The sequence below is a fragment of the Streptomyces sp. NPDC102283 genome (genome assembly GCF_044766265.1).
In the GTDB taxonomy this organism is placed as follows: domain Bacteria; phylum Actinomycetota; class Actinomycetes; order Streptomycetales; family Streptomycetaceae; genus Streptomyces.
In genome coordinates this window covers 281,230-298,064 of the sequence record NZ_JBIWLQ010000010.1, presented here as the reverse complement: position 1 = coordinate 298,064, position 16,835 = coordinate 281,230, and the positions used below count along the sequence as shown (strand labels likewise).

The window sequence follows — 16,835 nt, the reverse complement described above, 5'->3', positions numbered from 1 at the left end:
GGCGCCCCTCAGGACGGGAGGGGGCTCGCGTCCTGACGCGGCCTACTCGTCGAAGGCCCCCGGCTTCCTGGTGCTGTCGTTGGGCTTCGTCGGGCTGTGGACCACCTTGACCGGCAGCCCTTCGTCCCGGAAGGCCTTGCGGGCCGCCTTGGCCACATCCGGGTCGGAGAAGTGCCACTCCACGCTCCGGCCGCCGGACGCCTCCACCTGGGCGCGGGCCTCGGTGACGAACTTGTCCTTGCCCGACGTGGTGAGGGAGCCGCTGTCGGACTTGGACAGATAGCTGCCGTAACCGTTCTTGGCCTCCAGGAACGTCTGCCGGGAGGAGTCCCAGCCGTCGTACTCCACCGCCGGCTTGCCCTCCCGGGGGTGCGGCACGACGTACTCCTGGCCCCGGTTGGTACCGGTCACCTGCTCCTGGTAGCGCAGCCAGGACTCGTTCTTCCAGTTGGGCGCGGGGTTGCGGTCCCGGCTCGCCCAGTAGCCGTCGCCCGCGTCGGCGTCCCCGAGCGTGCGGTCCGTGAGGTCGTCGGCCCAGGACGGCGGGTTGTAGTTGCGCGGGTCGGAGGTGTCGTTGCGCTGCGCTTCGGGGTACTTCTTCTTGTCCACCTCGGCCTTGCGGGCCCGCTCGGGCTCCTCCAGCCTCTTCTGCTCCAGGTGGGCGGCCCGTTCGGCGGCCCGCGCCTCGGCGGCGGCCGCCTTGGCCGCCTCGTCGCACCCGCCGTCCGCGAGGACGATCCGGCCCGGGGGGCCGCCCGCCAGCACTCCGGTGCCCGAGCCCGGGACTCCGGTGGCCCCGCCCCCGCCGTACCGCGCGCGCGGCGGGCCCGAGGCGATGGCGCAGCCGGTCCTGCGCGCCGCGTCCTCGGCGGTGTCCGCCGCGTCGTCGGCCTCCTTCGCCGCCTTCCGTACGCCGTCGAGGTCGCCGGCCTCGGCCGCCTTGCGGGCCCTGCGGGCGGCGGCCCCGGCGTCGTCGGCGGCGCGGCCCACCGCCCCGGCGGCCTTGCCGAGCACACCGAGCTTGCCGACCTTGCCGACGACCTTCCCGACGTTGTAGCCGGGGATGAAGATCGAGCCGACGTTCCAGATCACATCGGTGACGGCCCGGGTCTTCTCGCCGTTGTTCCAGCGCTCGCGGACCTCGTCCCCGACGAAGACGTCGTCGCCCACGGTGACCACCGTGCCCACGGACGCCTTGCCCCAGTCCCAGACCGCGCCCAGATAGTCGCCGTCCGCCCACTTGTCGCCCGCGCCCGAGGAGTCCTGCGTCCACTGGTCGCCGAGCTGCTTGCCGTAGTCGGCGAGGCCCGACCAGGTCTCCGGCTTGAACAGGTCGATGATCCCGGTGATGTCGCCCCAGAGCCCGTCGACCACGAGGCCCTTGACGACCTGCGTCGTACGGTCCCAGGCGCAGCCGAAGAAGCCCCAGCCGCCGCAGTCCTCCTGCTCCTCGGCCTGCTCGCCGCCTCCCTCGCCCTCCCCGTCGTCGGACGCCTGTACGTCGTGGGCGGCCTCGGGCTCCTCGTTGTCCTCGGGGAAGGTGTCCTCGCCGGTGCCGGGGCGGCCGGCGTCGTCGGGGCCTCCCGTGCCGCCGCCGGCCGCGGTGGAACCGGAGCTGTCTCCGCCGCCGGTCCCGCCCGTACCGCCGGGGCCCTCGGTGCCGCCGGAGCCTCCCGTACCGCCGGTCGCGTCGCCGCCCGTGGAGCCGCCCGGGGAGCCGCCGGTGGCCCCGTCCGTGGATCCTCCGGTGACACCGCCCGTGGTCGTCGAGCCGCCGTCGGCTCCCCCGTTGGCACCTCCGTCCGCGCTCCCCGACGTACCGCCGTCCGCTCCCCCGTCCGTAGCGCCGTCCACGCCGCCGTCCGGGCGTTCGCCCGCTTCGACGGAGCCGCTGCCCGGGGAGACCGGGCAGGAGCTGCCGGTCAGCGAGCAGATCGCGGACTGGAGGCCCTCGGTGATCCGGCCGCCGAGGCCGCCCACGGTCAGGGCCGCGATCAGCGCGACGACGATCAGGACCAGGCCCAGGTACTCCAGTGCGGTCTGTCCCCGGTCCCGCTTCCAGGTGATCATGTGCGGGAGCGAGAACTTCGGCGGCTGCCCGCGTTCGCCGGGCGGCAGCCGGAACCACGCCCGGCTCCCCGCGCGGCTGATCAGGACGATGATCAGGATCGGCAGGACCAGCTGGGTCAGTCCGTCCGGCGACCCGTCCCCGAGGTTGGCGAGGCCGCCGAGGATCAGCCAGACCTGGACGGCGACGATGCCCCACCGCACCCGCGCGCCGCCGGTCCTGACATGCCGGGCCAGCAGCGCCGCGAGCACCCCGGGCGCGGAGGCGTAGAGCAGGATGCCGAGCACCTCGGCGCCCATCGCGTCCGCGGCGAGGGCCGAGCCGGACAGGCCGATCGCGCCCAGCACCGTCGCCCCGAACAGCACGAGGAGAGCCACGCGGACCAGGACGAGCGGGCGCGGGAGTTCACGCCGCGGGGCGACGGCCGGAGCCGGTCCTCCCGCTACGGGTATGCCACCGACAGCAGACATACGTGATCCGACCCCCGGCGCCCATGAGTGACATGACAACCGGTCACCCTAGGGGCGGGGACCCGCTCGCGTCGTGGGCCCCAGGACCCAACCCCGGGCCCACCCGGAAGGGTTGACCGGGACGCGGAAAGGCAACGTACCCGGCAGCGGGGCCGCTCGTACGGAACGAACGGGCCTGCTACCGGGTACGGAGCGGGGTCGTGCGGCAGTGCGCCCGCGTCAGTCGGTGAGGTTCACCGAGCGGGCCGAGGAGGCGCCGATCTCCTCGGAGATCTCGGTCAGCACCGGCTGCGGGACGGTCTCGTCGACGGTCAGGACGACCAGCGCCTCGCCACCCTCGGCGGCCCGCGACACCTGCATGCCCGCGATGTTCAGCCCGGCCTCGCCGAGGATCTTGCCGACCGCTCCGACCACACCGGGACGGTCCTGGTAGCGCAGGACGACCATGTGGTCGGCGAGCGCCAGATCGACGTCGTGCTCCCCGATGGCGACGATCTTCTGGAGGTTCTTCGGGCCGGCCAGCGTGCCGGAGACCGCGACCTCCTGGCCGTCGGAGAGCGTGCCGCGCACGGTGACCACGTTGCGGTGGTCGGGCGACTCGGAGCTGGTGGTGAGGCGGACCTCGACACCGCGCTCCTGCGCGAACAGCGGGGCGTTGACGTAGGAGACGGTCTCGTCGACGACGTCCTCGAAGACGCCCTTGAGCGCGGAGAGCTCCAGCACCTTGACGTCGTGCTGGGTGATCTCGCCGTACACCTCGACGTCGAGCCGGGCCGCGACCTCGCCCGCGAGCGCGGTGAAGATCCGGCCGAGCTTCTCGGCGAGCGGCAGGCCGGGGCGTACGTCCTCGGCGATGACGCCGCCCTGGACGTTGACCGCGTCCGGGACCAGCTCGCCGGCCAGCGCGAGGCGGACGGACTTGGCGACCGCGATGCCCGCCTTCTCCTGCGCCTCGTCGGTGGAGGCGCCGAGGTGCGGGGTGCAGACGACCTGGTCGAACTGGAACAGCGGGGAGTCCGTGCAGGGCTCCTTGGCGTACACATCGAGGCCGGCGCCCGCGACGCGGCCCTCCTTGAGCGCGGAGGCCAGGGCCTCCTCGTCGACGATCCCGCCGCGCGCGGCGTTGACGATGCGCACCGAGGGCTTCACCTTGTGCAGCGCCTCGTCACCGATGAGACCAAGGGTCTCGGGGGTCTTGGGCAGGTGCACCGTGATGAAGTCGGCGACCTCCAGCAGCTCGTCCAGGCTGAGGAGCTTGACGCCCATCTGCGCGGCGCGGGCCGGCTGGACGTAGGGGTCGTAGGCGACGATCTTCATGCCGAAGGCCGACATGCGCTGGGCCACCAGGACGCCGATGCGGCCGAGGCCGACGACGCCGAGGACCTTCTCGCTGAGCTCCACCCCGGTGTACTTGGAGCGCTTCCACTCACCGTTCTTGAGCGCGGTGTTGGCCTGCGGGATGTTCCGCGCGGTGGCCACGAGCAGACCGCAGGCCAGCTCGGCGGCGGTGACGATGTTGGAGGTGGGGGCGTTGACGACCATCACGCCGGCCTTGGTGGCCGAGGAGACGTCGACGTTGTCCAGACCGACGCCGGCGCGGGCCACGACCCGGAGCTTCTTGGCGGCGGCGATGGCCTCGGCGTCGACCTTGGTGGCGGAGCGCACCAGGATGGCGTCGACGTCGACGATCGCGGGAAGAAGCTCGGCGCGGTCGGCGCCGTTGCAGTGCCGGATCTCGAAATCCGGACCCAGGGCGTCGACCGTGGCGGGCGACAGCTCTTCAGCGATGAGTACGACAGGTTTCGAGCTCACGTGAGTCCTCACAAGTCCAGTGCGGACGGCCGTCCCGACGGCCGCAGGCGGTGGAGGGGCTAGCCGCGTGGAAGACGCACGACACTGTGGGCCCTGACGCGTGTATCTGTTGAGAAGTGTAGTCATGCGACGCGCCTCGTACTGCGCCCCGGTGGAAGGATCACCCGCACGAGGGTGGACGTGCTGTACACCCGTACGGAACTGCCCCTCCGGTACCCCCGTACGGAGCGGCTTCTCCGGTGACCGCGGAGCGGGGCGGATCCGTGAAGGACCCGCCCCGCTCCCGAAGAGGCCTAGGCCTCTTCGTCGTTCACCCAGCTCATCAGCTTGCGCAGCTCACGGCCGGTGGTCTCCAGCAGGTGGTCGCTGTCGGCCTTCTTGTACTCGTTGTACTTGGGCAGACCGTTGTGGTACTCCGCCATCCAGGCCTTGGCGAAGGTGCCGTCCTGGATCTCGGTGAGGACCTTCTTCATCTCGGCCTTGGTGTCGGCCGTGATGATGCGCGGGCCGGTGACGTAGTCGCCCCACTCGGCGGTCTCCGAGATGGACCAGCGCATCTTCTCCAGGCCGCCCTCGTACATGAGGTCGACGATGAGCTTCAGCTCGTGCAGGCACTCGAAGTACGCGATCTCGGGCTGGTAGCCGGCCTCGGTCAACGTCTCGAAACCGGCCTTGACCAGAGCGGCGGTGCCACCGCAGAGGACGGCCTGCTCACCGAACAGGTCGGTCTCGGTCTCCTCGGTGAAGGTCGTCTTGATGACGCCGGCGCGGGTGCCGCCGATGCCCTTGGCGTACGAGAGGGCGAGCTCCAGGCCCTTGCCCGAGGCGTCCTGCTCGACGGCCACGATGCAGGGAACGCCGCGGCCCTCCTCGTACTGGCGGCGGACGAGGTGGCCGGGGCCCTTGGGGGCGACCATGCAGACGTCGACGCCGGCCGGCGGCTGGATGAAGCCGAAGCGGATGTTCAGGCCGTGGCCGAAGAACAGCGCGTCGCCGTCCTTGAGGTTGTCCTTGACGGACTCCTCGTAGACCTGGGCCTGGATCGGGTCCGGAACGAGGATCATGATGACGTCGGCCTCGGCGGCGGCCTCGGCCGGGGTCACCACGCGCAGGCCCTGCTCCTCGGCCTTGGCCTTGGACTTCGAGCCCTCGTGCAGACCGACGCGGACGTCGACGCCGGAGTCACGGAGCGACAGCGCGTGGGCGTGGCCCTGGCTGCCGTAACCGAGAACCGCGACCTTGCGGCCCTGGATGATGGACAGGTCGGCATCGTCGTCGTAGAACAGCTCGGCCACTGGGTCTTCTCCTTGGTGTGCAGGTGTTGCGTCCCACCGTACGGCGGGGTGCGTCGTATGCGTTGTCGGGTCTCGCCATGCGAGCGGCGCGGGGGCCGCTCCCCGTTCCGCCTAGGCGGAACGGTCGAGGGCGCGCAGGGACCGGTCGGTGATCGAGCGCGCGCCGCGCCCTATGGCGATGGTGCCGGACTGGACGAGCTCCTTGATGCCGTACTGCTCCAGCATCTTGAGCATCGCGTCCAGCTTGTCGGCTCCTCCGGTCGCCTCGATCGTGACGGCCTCGGGGGAGACGTCGACGGTCTTGGCGCGGAACAGCTGGACGATCTCGACGATCTGGGAGCGGGTCTCGCTGTCGGCGCGGACCTTCACCAGGACGAGCTCCCGCTGGATCGCAGCGGCGGGCTCGAGTTCGACGATCTTCAGGACGTTGACCAGCTTGTTGAGCTGCTTGGTGACCTGCTCCAGGGGCAGGCCCTCGACATTCACGACGATGGTGATGCGGGAGATGTCGGGGTGCTCGGTGGTACCGACCGCGAGCGAGTCGATGTTGAAGCCGCGTCGGGAGAACAGGGCGGTGATCCGGGCGAGGACACCGGGCTTGTTCTCGACCAGGACGGAGAGCGTGTGCTTTTCGGACATGGACTCGGTCTCTCTCTGTCTCTCAGTCGTCTTCGTTGTCGCCGAAGTCGGGGCGGACGCCGCGGGCGGCCTGGACCTCGTCGTTGGAGGTGCCCGCCGCGACCATCGGCCAGACCATGGCGTCCTCGTGGACGATGAAGTCGATCACGACCGGGCGGTCGTTGATGGAGTTGGCCTCTTCGATGACCTTGTCCAGGTCGGCCGGGTCCTCGCAGCGGATGGCGTAGCAGCCCATGGCCTCGGACAGCTTGACGAAGTCCGGGACGCGGGTGCCCTTGGCCGGGACACCGTCCGTGTCCGCGCCGGAGTGCAGCACCGTGTTGGAGTAGCGCTGGTTGTAGAAGAGGGTCTGCCACTGGCGGACCATCCCGAGCGCGCCGTTGTTGATGACGGCGACCTTGATCGGGATGTTGTTGAGCGCGCAGGTGGTCAGTTCCTGGTTGGTCATCTGGAAGCAGCCGTCGCCGTCGATGGCCCAGACCGTGCGGTCGGGCATGCCGGCCTTCGCGCCCATGGCGGCCGGGACCGCGTAGCCCATCGTTCCGGCGCCGCCGCTGTTGAGCCAGGTGGCGGGCTGCTCGTAGTCGATGAAGTGGGAGGCCCACATCTGGTGCTGGCCGACGCCCGCCGCGAAGATCGTGCCCTCGGGGGCGAGCTTGCCGATGCGCTGGATGACCTGCTGCGGGGAGAGGCTGCCGTCCTCGGGCAGGTCGTAGCCGAGCGGGTAGGTTTCGCGCCAGCGGTTGAGGTCCTTCCACCACGCGGTGTAGTCACCGGTGTGGCCCTCGGTGTGCTCGGCCTGGACGGCCTGGACGAGGTCGGCCAGGACCTCGCGGGCGTCGCCCACGATGGGCACGTCGGCGGTGCGGTTCTTGCCGATCTCGGCCGGGTCGATGTCGGCGTGGACGATCTTGGCGTACGGCGCGAAGCTGTCCAGCTTGCCGGTGACGCGGTCGTCGAAGCGGGCTCCGAGGGCGACGATCAGGTCGGCCTTCTGCAGCGCGGTGACGGCGGTGACCGCACCGTGCATGCCCGGCATTCCCACGTGCAGCGGGTGGCTGTCGGGGAAGGCGCCGAGCGCCATCAGGGTGGTGGTGACGGGCGCTCCGGTCAGCTCGGCGAGGACCTTCAGCTCGGCGGTGGCCCCGGCCTTCAGGACGCCGCCGCCGACGTACAGCACGGGGCGCTTGGCCTGGGTGATCAGCTTCGCGGCCTCGCGGATCTGCTTGGCGTGCGGCTTGGTCACCGGGCGGTAGCCGGGCAGGTCCAGGGTGGGCGGCCAGCTGAAGGTGGTCCTCGCCTGGAGGGCGTCCTTGGCGATGTCGACGAGGACCGGTCCGGGGCGGCCGGTGGAGGCGATGTGGAAGGCCTCGGCGATGGTGTGCGCGATGTCCTCGGCCCTGGTGACCAGGAAGTTGTGCTTCGTGATCGGCATCGTGATGCCGCAGATGTCGGCTTCCTGGAAGGCGTCGGTGCCGATCGCCTTGGAGGCGACCTGGCCGGTGATCGCGACCAGGGGCACGGAGTCCATGTGCGCGTCGGCGATCGGGGTGACCAGGTTGGTGGCGCCGGGGCCGGAGGTGACCATGCAGACGCCGACCTTGCCCGTGGCCTGCGCGTACCCGGTGGCGGCGTGACCGGCGCCCTGCTCGTGGCGGACCAGGATGTGGCGGACCCGGGTGGAGTCCATCAGCGGGTCGTAGGCGGGGAGGATGCAACCGCCGGGGAGTCCGAATACCGTGTCGGCGCCGACTTCCTCGAGAGAACGGATGAGGGACTGCGCGCCCGTGACGTGCTCAACGGCGACGGACGACTGTCCGCCGTTACGGGCGCGCGGCTGCGGGTGGTGGGCCCCGGTGGCCTGCTCGGTCATCGGCATTCTCTTCTCGAAGCTGAGGGTTTTCGCGGGTGTTTTGCAGCGGTTTGAACTGTGTCAGTGCAACAAAAAACCCCTCGTGCCGTGAGGCAAGCGAGGGGAGCGCGCCGGGTGCGGTAGCAGAGTGTCGTGGAGTGACTCTGCTTCAGCCGACGCGCTTTCCAAGTACGAGAATTCGGGTGCGCATGGCATTGACCCTCTCTCCGGCACGCATGACGTGTCAAGTAGGTGGGACGGGCGTCTCAGCATGTGATCCGGCGAGCAGGGGAATGGAGCCGCCCGCCATCACCGGCCGGGCGCTCGGGACGCCCGGCACGGGGAACTCCCCGCGGACCAGGGCCCGTCGCAGCCGGTACTCGTCGAGCGGGCCGGAGAAGGCCATCCCCTGGCCGTGGGTGCACCCCATGGAGCGCAGGGCGAGGACCTGCTCGGGGACGTCGACCCCGTCGGCGACCGACTGGAGGCCGAGGTCGCAGGCGATCCGCAGGAGACCACTGGTGATCTTGTGCAGCCTGGCCGATTCGACCACGCCCTCCACCAGATTCCGGTCGAGCTTCAGTACGTCGATGGGGAGCCTGCGCAGCGCGTTGATCGCCGCGAAGCCGCTGCCGAAGCCGTCGAGAGCGATCCGTACGCCGAGGCGGCGCAGGGCCACGAGGCGCTGCTCCAGGGCGTCGAAGGAGACGCGCGGGTCGCTGTCGGCGACCTCGATCATCAGGGCGCCCGAGGGCAGGCCGTGGCGGGTCAGCAGCGCTTCGATGGAGCCGGAGGGCGAGGCCGCGTCGAGCAGCCGGGCGGCGGGGAGCCGGACGGAGACGGCGACGGGGTGCCCTGCCCTGGCCCGGTCGGCGGCCTGGGCCACCGCCTCCTCCAGGAGCCAGCGGCCGAGCTCCGCGGTGCGGTCGTCGTCGCCGGAGACCCGGAGGAACTCGGCGGGGGTGAACAGGATGCCCTGGGCGGAACGCCAGCGGGCCTGGGCGGCGACGGCCGCGACGGACCCGCTGGCGAGGTGGACGACGGGCTGGTGGAGCAGGGCGAACTCGCCCTCGCGCAGGGCGGTGCGCAGCCGGGTGGCCAGCTCGGAGCGGCGTACGACGTCGGCCTGCATCTGCGGGGCGTACAGCTCGACCCGGTCCTTGCCGCCGGCCTTGGCGCGGTACATCGCGAGGTCCGCGTTGCGCATGAGGTCGGTGGGGCTGATGGCGGGTTCGGCGAAGGCCACGCCGATGGAGGCGGCCACCCGGACCTCGCTGGGGCCGATCCGGTAGGGCTGGGAGAGGGTGAGGCGCAGCCGGTCGGCGATCTCGTGGACCTGGTACTCCCGGGCGCCCTGGTCGCGGGTGCCGTCGCCCATGATGAGCGCGGCGAACTCGTCGCCGCCGAGCCTCGCCGCGGTGTCGCCGGCCCGGACGGAGTCCTGGAGGCGGCGGCCGGCCTGGACGAGCAGTTCGTCGCCCGCCTGGTGGCCGATGGTGTCGTTGACCGCCTTGAAGCCGTCGAGGTCGATGAAGAGGACGGCGGTGCCCGGATCGCCCGAGCGGCGCCCGCCGAGCGCCTGACGGACCCGGGCGGTGAACAGGGCCCGGTTGGGCAGGTCGGTGAGCGGGTCGTGCTCGGCGTTGTGCTGCAACTGGGCCTGGAGCCTGACCCGCTCGGTCACGTCCCGGCTGTTGAGGAGGAGGCCGCCCTGGTGGCGGTTGACGGTGGACTCGACGTTGAGCCAGTCGCCCGTGCCCGAGCGGAAGCGGCACTCGATGCGGGTGGTGGGCTCCTCGTGCGGCGGTGCGGCCAGGAAGCGCCGCACCTCGTGGACGAACCGGCCGAGATCCTCGGGGTGGATGATCGAGGACAGCTCGGAGCCGACGAGCCCCTCCGCCTCGCGCCCGTAGACCCCGGCGGCGGCGGGGCTGACGTAGCGCAGGGTGCCGTTGGGCGCGGCGATCATGATGACGTCGCTGGAGCCCTGCACGAGGGAGCGGAAGTGGTTCTCCTTCTGGGCCAGCTCCTGGGTGAGCGAGATGTTGTCGAGGAGCATGATGCCCTGCCGGACGACCAGTGCCAGGACGACGGTGCAGCCGGTGAAGATGACGACCCGGTCCACCCGGCGGCCGTCGACCACGTTGTACAGGATGCCCAGGGTGCAGACGGCGGCGGCGAGATACGGGGTCAGGGCGGCCAGTGAGCCGGCGATCGGGCGGCTGGCGATGGCGCGCGGGGGCCCGGGTCGGGCGGACGGCCCGACCCCGCCCCGGGCGCCCCAGGGCGCGTAGGCGAGGAGCAGCGACCCGGCGAACCAGCCGGCGTCCAGGAGTTGGCCCGAGTTGTAGGTGGAGCGCAGCAGCGGCGAGGTGAACACCGCGTCGCTCAGCACGGTGAGCGCGAGGGCGGCGATGGCGGTGTTCACCGCGGAGCGGTTGACCCCGGCCCGGCGGAAGTGCAGGGCGAGCACCATCGAGACGAGCACGATGTCCAGCAGCGGATAGGCCAGCGAGAGGGCCGCGGGCGCGACGCTGGCGTCCTGGAAACCCGCCAGGTGCGTGGTGTGCGCGAGGGCGAGGCTCCAGGCGAGCGTCAGCAGGGAGCCGCCGATCAGCCAGGCGTCCAGGGCCAGGCACACCCAGCCGGCCCGGGTGACGGGCCGTTTGGCGAGCACGAGCAGTCCGACGATGGCGGGCGGCGCGAAGCAGAGGAAGAAGAAGTCGGCGAGGGAGGGCGTGGGCACGGGGACGCCGAGGACCACCTCGTACCAGCCCCAGACGGCGTTTCCGCAGGCCGCCATGGCGGAGGAGAGCGAGAACAGCAGCCAGGCGGGCCGGAGTCGGACCGCGACCACCCGTGCGTACAGGAAGCAGGAGACCGCGGCGATCAGGGCGGCCGCGGCGAGGCCGAAGTCCCCCATGAATACGGCGACCTGCGGCGATCCCCAGCCGACGGCGGCACCCACGGAATATCCCGCGCAGACGACGCAGAGCAGGATCCGTGACCGCAGCCCCGTGGAGCCGGCGGCGGACCGCGGGGCGAGCAGGGCACCCAGCGCGCTCACCGGAGGGCTCCCCGCCCCGGGCGCGCAGGGAACGTCCTCCCCGCCTCCGGGTTCCTCGAGGGGCCCCTCCGGCACCGCTCGCTCCGGCCCGGCCGCGACCGCTTCGGCGAGGCCGGCCCGGGGCAGGGATCCGGCCATCGGCGGGCGCTGTGGTCCGTCGGCGCGGGCGGCCGCGGCCGTCCGCTCGTCCGCGTCGGATCGTCTCTCCATGGCCAGCACATCGCCCGTCGCCCCCTCGCGTTCCGATGCTCCCCCCGCGCCGTCCCTTCCACGGCGCAGCCCCCCGGATCGGACGATACACCAGATCCGTCACTCAGCGCCATACTTTCTCTACGCTCCGTGACGAAAGGCGAGGTGAGCGGCACCGCGTGCATCCGGACCGCCCCGTAGCGTGGCCGCTTCGGCGGGGTCAGCCGGTGGTGGTCACGACGTTGCGCACCGGCTCTCCGGCGGCGAACCGGGTGAGCTGTGCGGCCAGGAGCCGCTTGGCGCGCGGTTCGAACGCCGAGGTGCTGCCGCCCACATGAGGTGTGATCAAGACATTCGGAGCATGCCAGAGAGGGTGGCCCGCGGGCAGGGGTTCCGGGTCGGTGACATCGAGTGCGGCGCGCAGTCGCCCGGATTCGAGTTCGGACAACAGGGCCTTGGTGTCGACGACCGGGCCGCGGGCGACGTTGACGAGGAGGGCTCCGTCGGGCATCGCGGCGAGGAAGTCGGTGCCCACCAGCCCCTGCGTGGAGGGGTTCAGCGGAGTGGAGAGGATCACGACGTCGGCCTCGGGCAGCAGAGCGGGCAGGTCGTCGAGCGTGTGTACGGGACCGCGTGCGGTGGTCCGTGCGGAGCGCGCGACGCGCGCCACCCGCGCGCACTCGAAGGGGGCGAGCCGGTCCTCGATGGCCGAGCCGATGGATCCGTAGCCCACGATGAGGACGGACTTGTCGGCGAGCGACGGGTAGAAGCCGGAGCGCCACTCCTCCTCGTCCTGGCCGTGGACGAATCCGGGGAGCCCGCGCAGGGAGGCGAGGATCAGGGCGAGCGTCAGCTCGGCGGTGGACGCCTCGTGCACCCCCTTGGCGTTGCAGAGGCGTACGCCGGCGTGGAGCAGGCCGAGTCCCGGCTCCACGTGGTCGATGCCCGCGGAGAGCGTCTGCACCACCTGGACGGCGCTCATCGAGCCGAGCGGGCGCACCGCGACCTCGGGACCCTTCATGTAGGGCACGACGTAGTAGGCGCAGTCGGCCGGGTCCCCCGGGTAGTCCGGTTCGCCGTCCCAGAAGAGGTAGTCGAGGCCCTCGGGCAGCCCCTCGATCTCCTCGGCCGGGAAGGGCAGCCACACATCAGCAGTCGTCGCAGTCATGGTCAGGAGGCTATGCGACAGATGTGCGAGCGCTCCAGGGCCGCCCGGGGCCCTCGCGCGAGCGGCGGTCAGCGCGGTCGCAGTTCGAGGGCCCGCACCCCGGCGTACAGGGCGGCGACGTCCGTCATCCGCGGCGGCTTCAACGTCTACCCGCGCGAGATCGAAGAGGTCCTGATCACGCATCCGGCCGTGAGCATGGCCGCGGTGGTGGGCGTGCCCCACGCCACGCACGGGGAGGACGTCAAGGCGTTCGTCGTCCCCGTGCCCGGCACGGACCTGCGCGAGGACGAGCTGATCGCCTGGTGCCGCGAACGCATGGCCGCCTACAAGTACCCGCGCGGCGTGGAGTTCCGCGACAGCCTGCCGCTGACGTCCACCGGCAAGATCCTCAAGCGCGAACTCGCCGCGGAGGCCCGGGGGCTCCGGTGAGCCGCCCTGGCAGGTTGCACAAACTCCGCCGTCGGTGATTGCCGCGACTGCGCAGAGACGACCGGCGTTCGCTCCCCCCAGGATGTGCGGTCGAACACCGATGTGATCCGGCCGCGTCATCCGGTTCACCTTGACGTCAGGAGTCGCCGTGTTGTGGAGAAGGAATCTGCTCGCCCCGCTGGCCGCACTCGCCCTGGTCCTGACCGCGTCGGCGGGCGCGGGCACCGCCGCGGCCGCCACGGACACCGCCGCGCCCGCCGCGCCCGCCGCGACGCCCACCGCCTCGGCCGCCGGTGACTCCGGGGCTCCCGGCCCGTACGCGACGGCGGTGGAGGTCGGGGCGATCACCACCCTGTACTACCCGCGCGACATCGCCGACAGCGACCGCCGCCACCCGGTGATCGTGTGGGGCAACGGCACCGGCGGGGTCCCCCTCGTCTACCGGGACCTGATGCTCCACTGGGCCGGTCAGGGCTTCGTCGTCGCCGCCGCGAACACCCCCATGTCCAACCTCGGGCTCTCGATGCGGGCGAGCATCGACATGCTCACCGGCAGGAACGCCGACCCGGGCAGCGTCTTCTTCGACCGTGTCGACCTGGAGCACATCGGCGCGTCGGGTCACTCCCAGGGCGGCGCGGCCGCCATCGTCGTCGGCTCGGACCCCCGCATCGACACCGTCCTGCCGATCCAGCCCGGTCCGCTGGCGAACATCAACGCGGTACGCGTGCCCGCGCTGCTGCTGGCCGGTCAGAGGGACAGCATCGTCTTCCCCGCCCTGGTCAAGGCGTTCTACAACGCCGCCGACCACATTCCGGCCCTCTACGGCGAGGTGCGCGGGGCGGACCACTTCACGGTCGTCGGCGATCCCGGCCCGTTCGCCGCACCGACCACCGCCTGGTTCCGGGCCCACCTCATGGGCGACCGGGCGGCCCGTGCCCAGTTCTTCGGCCCCGGCTGCGGCGTCTGCACCGACTCCGCCACCTGGTCCGACGTCCGCCGCAACAGCCTGGCCCTGAGCGTCCCGGCCGCCACTCCGTAACCCGCCCGAACGATCGCCGGCGCCGTGGCGGGCGGCGCCCCGATCCCCTCACCGCCGCTTCCCCGGTCGCCCCCCCCGACCGGGGAAGGGGCACTTCTCGTGAAAGGACGGACATGGACATCATCGCGACGACACTCCAGGGAAAGGTGCGGGGCCGCGCCGACGGGGGAATCGCCTCCTACCTGGGGATCCCGTACGCCGCCGCGCCCTTCGGGGTCCATCGGTTCCGCGCCCCCGCGCCCGTCGAGCCCTGGGAGGGGATACGCGACGCGCTGGACTTTGGACCGAGCGCTCCGCAACGCCCTTACCGGCCGCCCCTGGACCAGCTGATTCCCGATGTGGACATCCCCGGGGAGGAGTGCCTCAACCTCAATGTCTGGGCTCCCCGGGCCGCCGGCGGACCACTGCCGGTGCTGGTGTGGATCCACGGAGGTTCCCTGCGGAACGGCTCCGCCGCCATGCCCCTGTACGACGGCCGGGCCTTCGCGCGCGACGGTGTGGTCCTGGTCTCGATCAACTACCGGCTCGGGGTGGAGGGGTTCGGTGTCTTCCCCGACGCACCCGACAACCGGGGCCTGCTGGACCAGATCGCCGCCCTGACCTGGGTGCGGGACAACATCGCGGGATTCGGCGGGGACCCCGGGTGCGTCACGGTCTGCGGTGAGTCCGCCGGAGCCATCAGCATCGCCGCGTTGCTGACCAGCCCGCGCGCGGCCGGTCTGTTCCACCGGGCGATCCTGCAGAGCGGCCCGCCGCACACCGTGACGCGCGGCGAGGGCGCCAGGACCGTGCGGGCGATGGCGAAGGCGCTGCGGGTGCCCGCCACGGCCGAGGAGTTCGCCGGGGTGGACCGCGGACGGCTGCTGGACGTCCAGGACGAGTTGGCCGGCAGGGCCGACCCGGTCAGCGGCGGACCGGGCTTCCACATCGTGGTCGACGACGACGTGGTGCCGGCCGATCCTCCGCCGCCCTCGGTCGACCTGCTGCTGGGCTGCAACCGGGAGGAGTACCGGTTGTGGTTCGTGCCGGGCGGAGCGGTGGACCGCGTCAACGGGCTCACCCTGCGGCTGGCCCTGCTGAAGTTCGGGATTCCCGGCCGGGTGGCACGGCTGTACCGGGCGGGCCGGCCGGACGCGAAGCCGGGGGTGATCCTCGGTGAGATGGCCACCGACCTGCTGCTGCGAGTGCCGCTCAACCGGCTCGCCGACTCCCGGCCCGCCCGGACGTATGTCTACGAGTTCGCCTGGCGCTCGCCGGTTCTCGGGCTGGGCGCCTGCCACGCGCTGGAGATCGGTTTCGTCTTCGACAACCTCCGTCACGGTGAGGCGCTCTCCGGTCCCGACGCCCCTCAGCCCCTGGCCGACGTCATGCACCGGGCCTGGGTCGACTTCGCCGCCTCGGGCGACCCCGGCTGGACTTCCTGGGACGCCCGCCGGCCGGTCAGGGTCTTCGACCACCCCGCCACGTCCACGGTCCTCGCGCCGCGCCAGGAGGAGCTGCGGGCCTGGCTGTAGTGCCGTGCGCCGCAGCCGCGGGGCCCGCGGTGGCGTGCGCCGTCGGGCCCCGCGGTCGGGGCGCCCCTCAGGCGAGGTCCCTGGCGACGAGCGCCGCCTGCAACAGCCGCGCCTCGGCGGGAACCGCCGGGTCCAGCCCGGTCAGCGTGGTCACCCGGTGCAGCCTGTAGTCCAGCGTGTTGCGGTGGACGCACAGCTCCGCGGCGCTCCGGCTGCGGTTGTGTCCGTGGTCGACGAACACCCTCAAGGTCTCCAGCAGGTACGGATGCTCGTCCAGCGGGTCGAGCTTGGCCGCCAGCCGCAGCAGTGCTTCACCCGGGCGGGCGAGCTGGTGCTCCAGGAGGACGTCGTCGAGTCGGTACAGTCCGGGCGGACGGCGCAGCCGCTGGACGAGTTCGAGAACGCGTCCCGCCTCCTGGGCCGCCGCGGGAACGGCGGCCGGGGCCGCGGCCGGGGCCGCGGCGGCGAACACACGGTGCCCGATGTCCTTCCCGAGCGCATCCCGCAGGCCGGGCAGGTCGTAACCGCCCGGCAGCAGGGCGATCCCGGCGACGTGGTCCATCAGCACCGGGACGCCCGCGTGGGCCTCCAGCGACGACTGCACCAGCCGGGGCGGCGGATTCGGCTCGAAGGACAGGGCGACCACCTCGTGTCCGCCGGCCACCGGGACCCCTGCCGCCTCCGCCAGTTCCTCGTACGGCCGACCGGCGAGCAACGCGGTCAGCAGCGCCCGCCGTACCCGCTTGTCCTCGCTGCGGATGTCCTCCTGGGCGTTGCGGTGGGCGAGCACGACGGCGGGCATCGCCGCGTGCAGGCAGGCCAGCAGTTTCGCTCCGGCGCCGGTCAGCTCCTCGGGTGCCGCCGTCTCGGACAGCACCTGCCACCACACTTCGGCACCGACGAGATAGGCGGCGATCACCGCCTCCAGAGGCACGCGCTCCTCGGCCCGGCGCCCCGACCACTCGATCAGACGGGTCAGGTCGCCCGGGCCCATCACGCCGTCCCGGCGCAGGGCCCGCAGCAGCAGATCGTGCACAGCGGTGATCGAGCGCGTCACCTCGCCGTCCAGAGTCCGGCGCGGCAGCTCCCCGTAGAACGGGACCTCCGCCGCGCAGCGAGCGACCACGGCAGCGGTGAAGTCGCCACCGCGAGCAGCCATCCGTGCGTGTAGGCCGGGCATCGGCGTATCGTCACATCGCCCAAACGCTTCCGTCAATCACTCACCGAACTCCCCCGACAGGGACCTGCGTCGTGGATCGGGCGGGCGTGACCGTCCGGGTCCGGGACCGCGCT

General features: G+C 71.9%; 10 protein-coding genes and 1 pseudogene. 3 read left to right on the top strand and 8 right to left on the bottom strand.

The features are described from left to right. Positions 1-42: 42 nt before the first annotated feature. The 7 genes from ACIRJT_RS21740 to ACIRJT_RS21710 form a co-directional block, all read right to left on the bottom strand. Positions 43-2,538: a Tox-REase-5 domain-containing protein gene (locus ACIRJT_RS21740; RefSeq protein WP_403911481.1), complete on the bottom strand. Its 2,496-nt coding sequence runs from the start codon at positions 2,536-2,538 to the stop codon at positions 43-45. Positions 2,539-2,757: 219 nt separating this feature from the next. After that, positions 2,758-4,350 carry a phosphoglycerate dehydrogenase gene (serA, locus tag ACIRJT_RS21735; RefSeq protein ID WP_219612360.1) on the bottom strand — a complete coding sequence of 531 codons (1,593 nt, stop codon included), beginning with the start codon at positions 4,348-4,350 and terminating at the stop codon, positions 2,758-2,760. Between the two features lie 293 nt (positions 4,351-4,643). Then, a complete protein-coding gene (gene ilvC / locus ACIRJT_RS21730) occupies positions 4,644-5,645 on the bottom strand; it encodes a ketol-acid reductoisomerase (RefSeq protein ID WP_403911479.1) in 1,002 nt (333 codons plus the stop codon). A gap of 111 nt (positions 5,646-5,756) precedes the next feature. Beyond that, on the bottom strand, positions 5,757-6,284 hold the full coding sequence (gene ilvN, locus ACIRJT_RS21725) for an acetolactate synthase small subunit (protein WP_371626078.1): 528 nt from the start codon (positions 6,282-6,284) through the stop codon (positions 5,757-5,759). A 22-nt stretch (positions 6,285-6,306) separates the two neighbouring features. Further along, complete coding sequence (locus ACIRJT_RS21720; protein ID WP_403911477.1) at positions 6,307-8,163, bottom strand: acetolactate synthase large subunit; 1,857 nt, start codon at positions 8,161-8,163, stop codon at positions 6,307-6,309. Between the two features lie 217 nt (positions 8,164-8,380). Beyond that, complete coding sequence (locus ACIRJT_RS21715) at positions 8,381-11,203, bottom strand: putative bifunctional diguanylate cyclase/phosphodiesterase (protein WP_403911569.1); 2,823 nt, start codon at positions 11,201-11,203, stop codon at positions 8,381-8,383. A 409-nt stretch (positions 11,204-11,612) separates the two neighbouring features. Continuing rightward, positions 11,613-12,560, bottom strand: coding sequence for a 2-hydroxyacid dehydrogenase (locus tag ACIRJT_RS21710; RefSeq protein WP_403911475.1), 948 nt, complete (start codon positions 12,558-12,560; stop codon positions 11,613-11,615). 123 nt (positions 12,561-12,683) lie between these two features. On the opposite strand from ACIRJT_RS21710, the pseudogene ACIRJT_RS21705 reads away from it, so the two are divergent. The 3 genes and pseudogenes from ACIRJT_RS21705 to ACIRJT_RS21695 form a co-directional block, all read left to right on the top strand. Then, a pseudogene (locus ACIRJT_RS21705) lies at positions 12,684-12,989 on the top strand (long-chain fatty acid--CoA ligase); the annotation flags it as partial. 148 nt (positions 12,990-13,137) lie between these two features. After that, positions 13,138-14,028 carry an alpha/beta hydrolase family protein gene (locus ACIRJT_RS21700; protein WP_403911473.1) on the top strand — a complete coding sequence of 297 codons (891 nt, stop codon included), beginning with the start codon at positions 13,138-13,140 and terminating at the stop codon, positions 14,026-14,028. A gap of 113 nt (positions 14,029-14,141) precedes the next feature. Next, positions 14,142-15,542, top strand: coding sequence for a carboxylesterase/lipase family protein (locus tag ACIRJT_RS21695; protein ID WP_403911472.1), 1,401 nt, complete (start codon positions 14,142-14,144; stop codon positions 15,540-15,542). 67 nt (positions 15,543-15,609) lie between these two features. On the opposite strand, the gene ACIRJT_RS21690 is transcribed toward ACIRJT_RS21695, so the two are convergent. After that, positions 15,610-16,722 carry a PucR family transcriptional regulator gene (locus tag ACIRJT_RS21690; protein ID WP_403911471.1) on the bottom strand — a complete coding sequence of 371 codons (1,113 nt, stop codon included), beginning with the start codon at positions 16,720-16,722 and terminating at the stop codon, positions 15,610-15,612. Between the last annotated feature and the right edge of the window lie 113 nt (positions 16,723-16,835).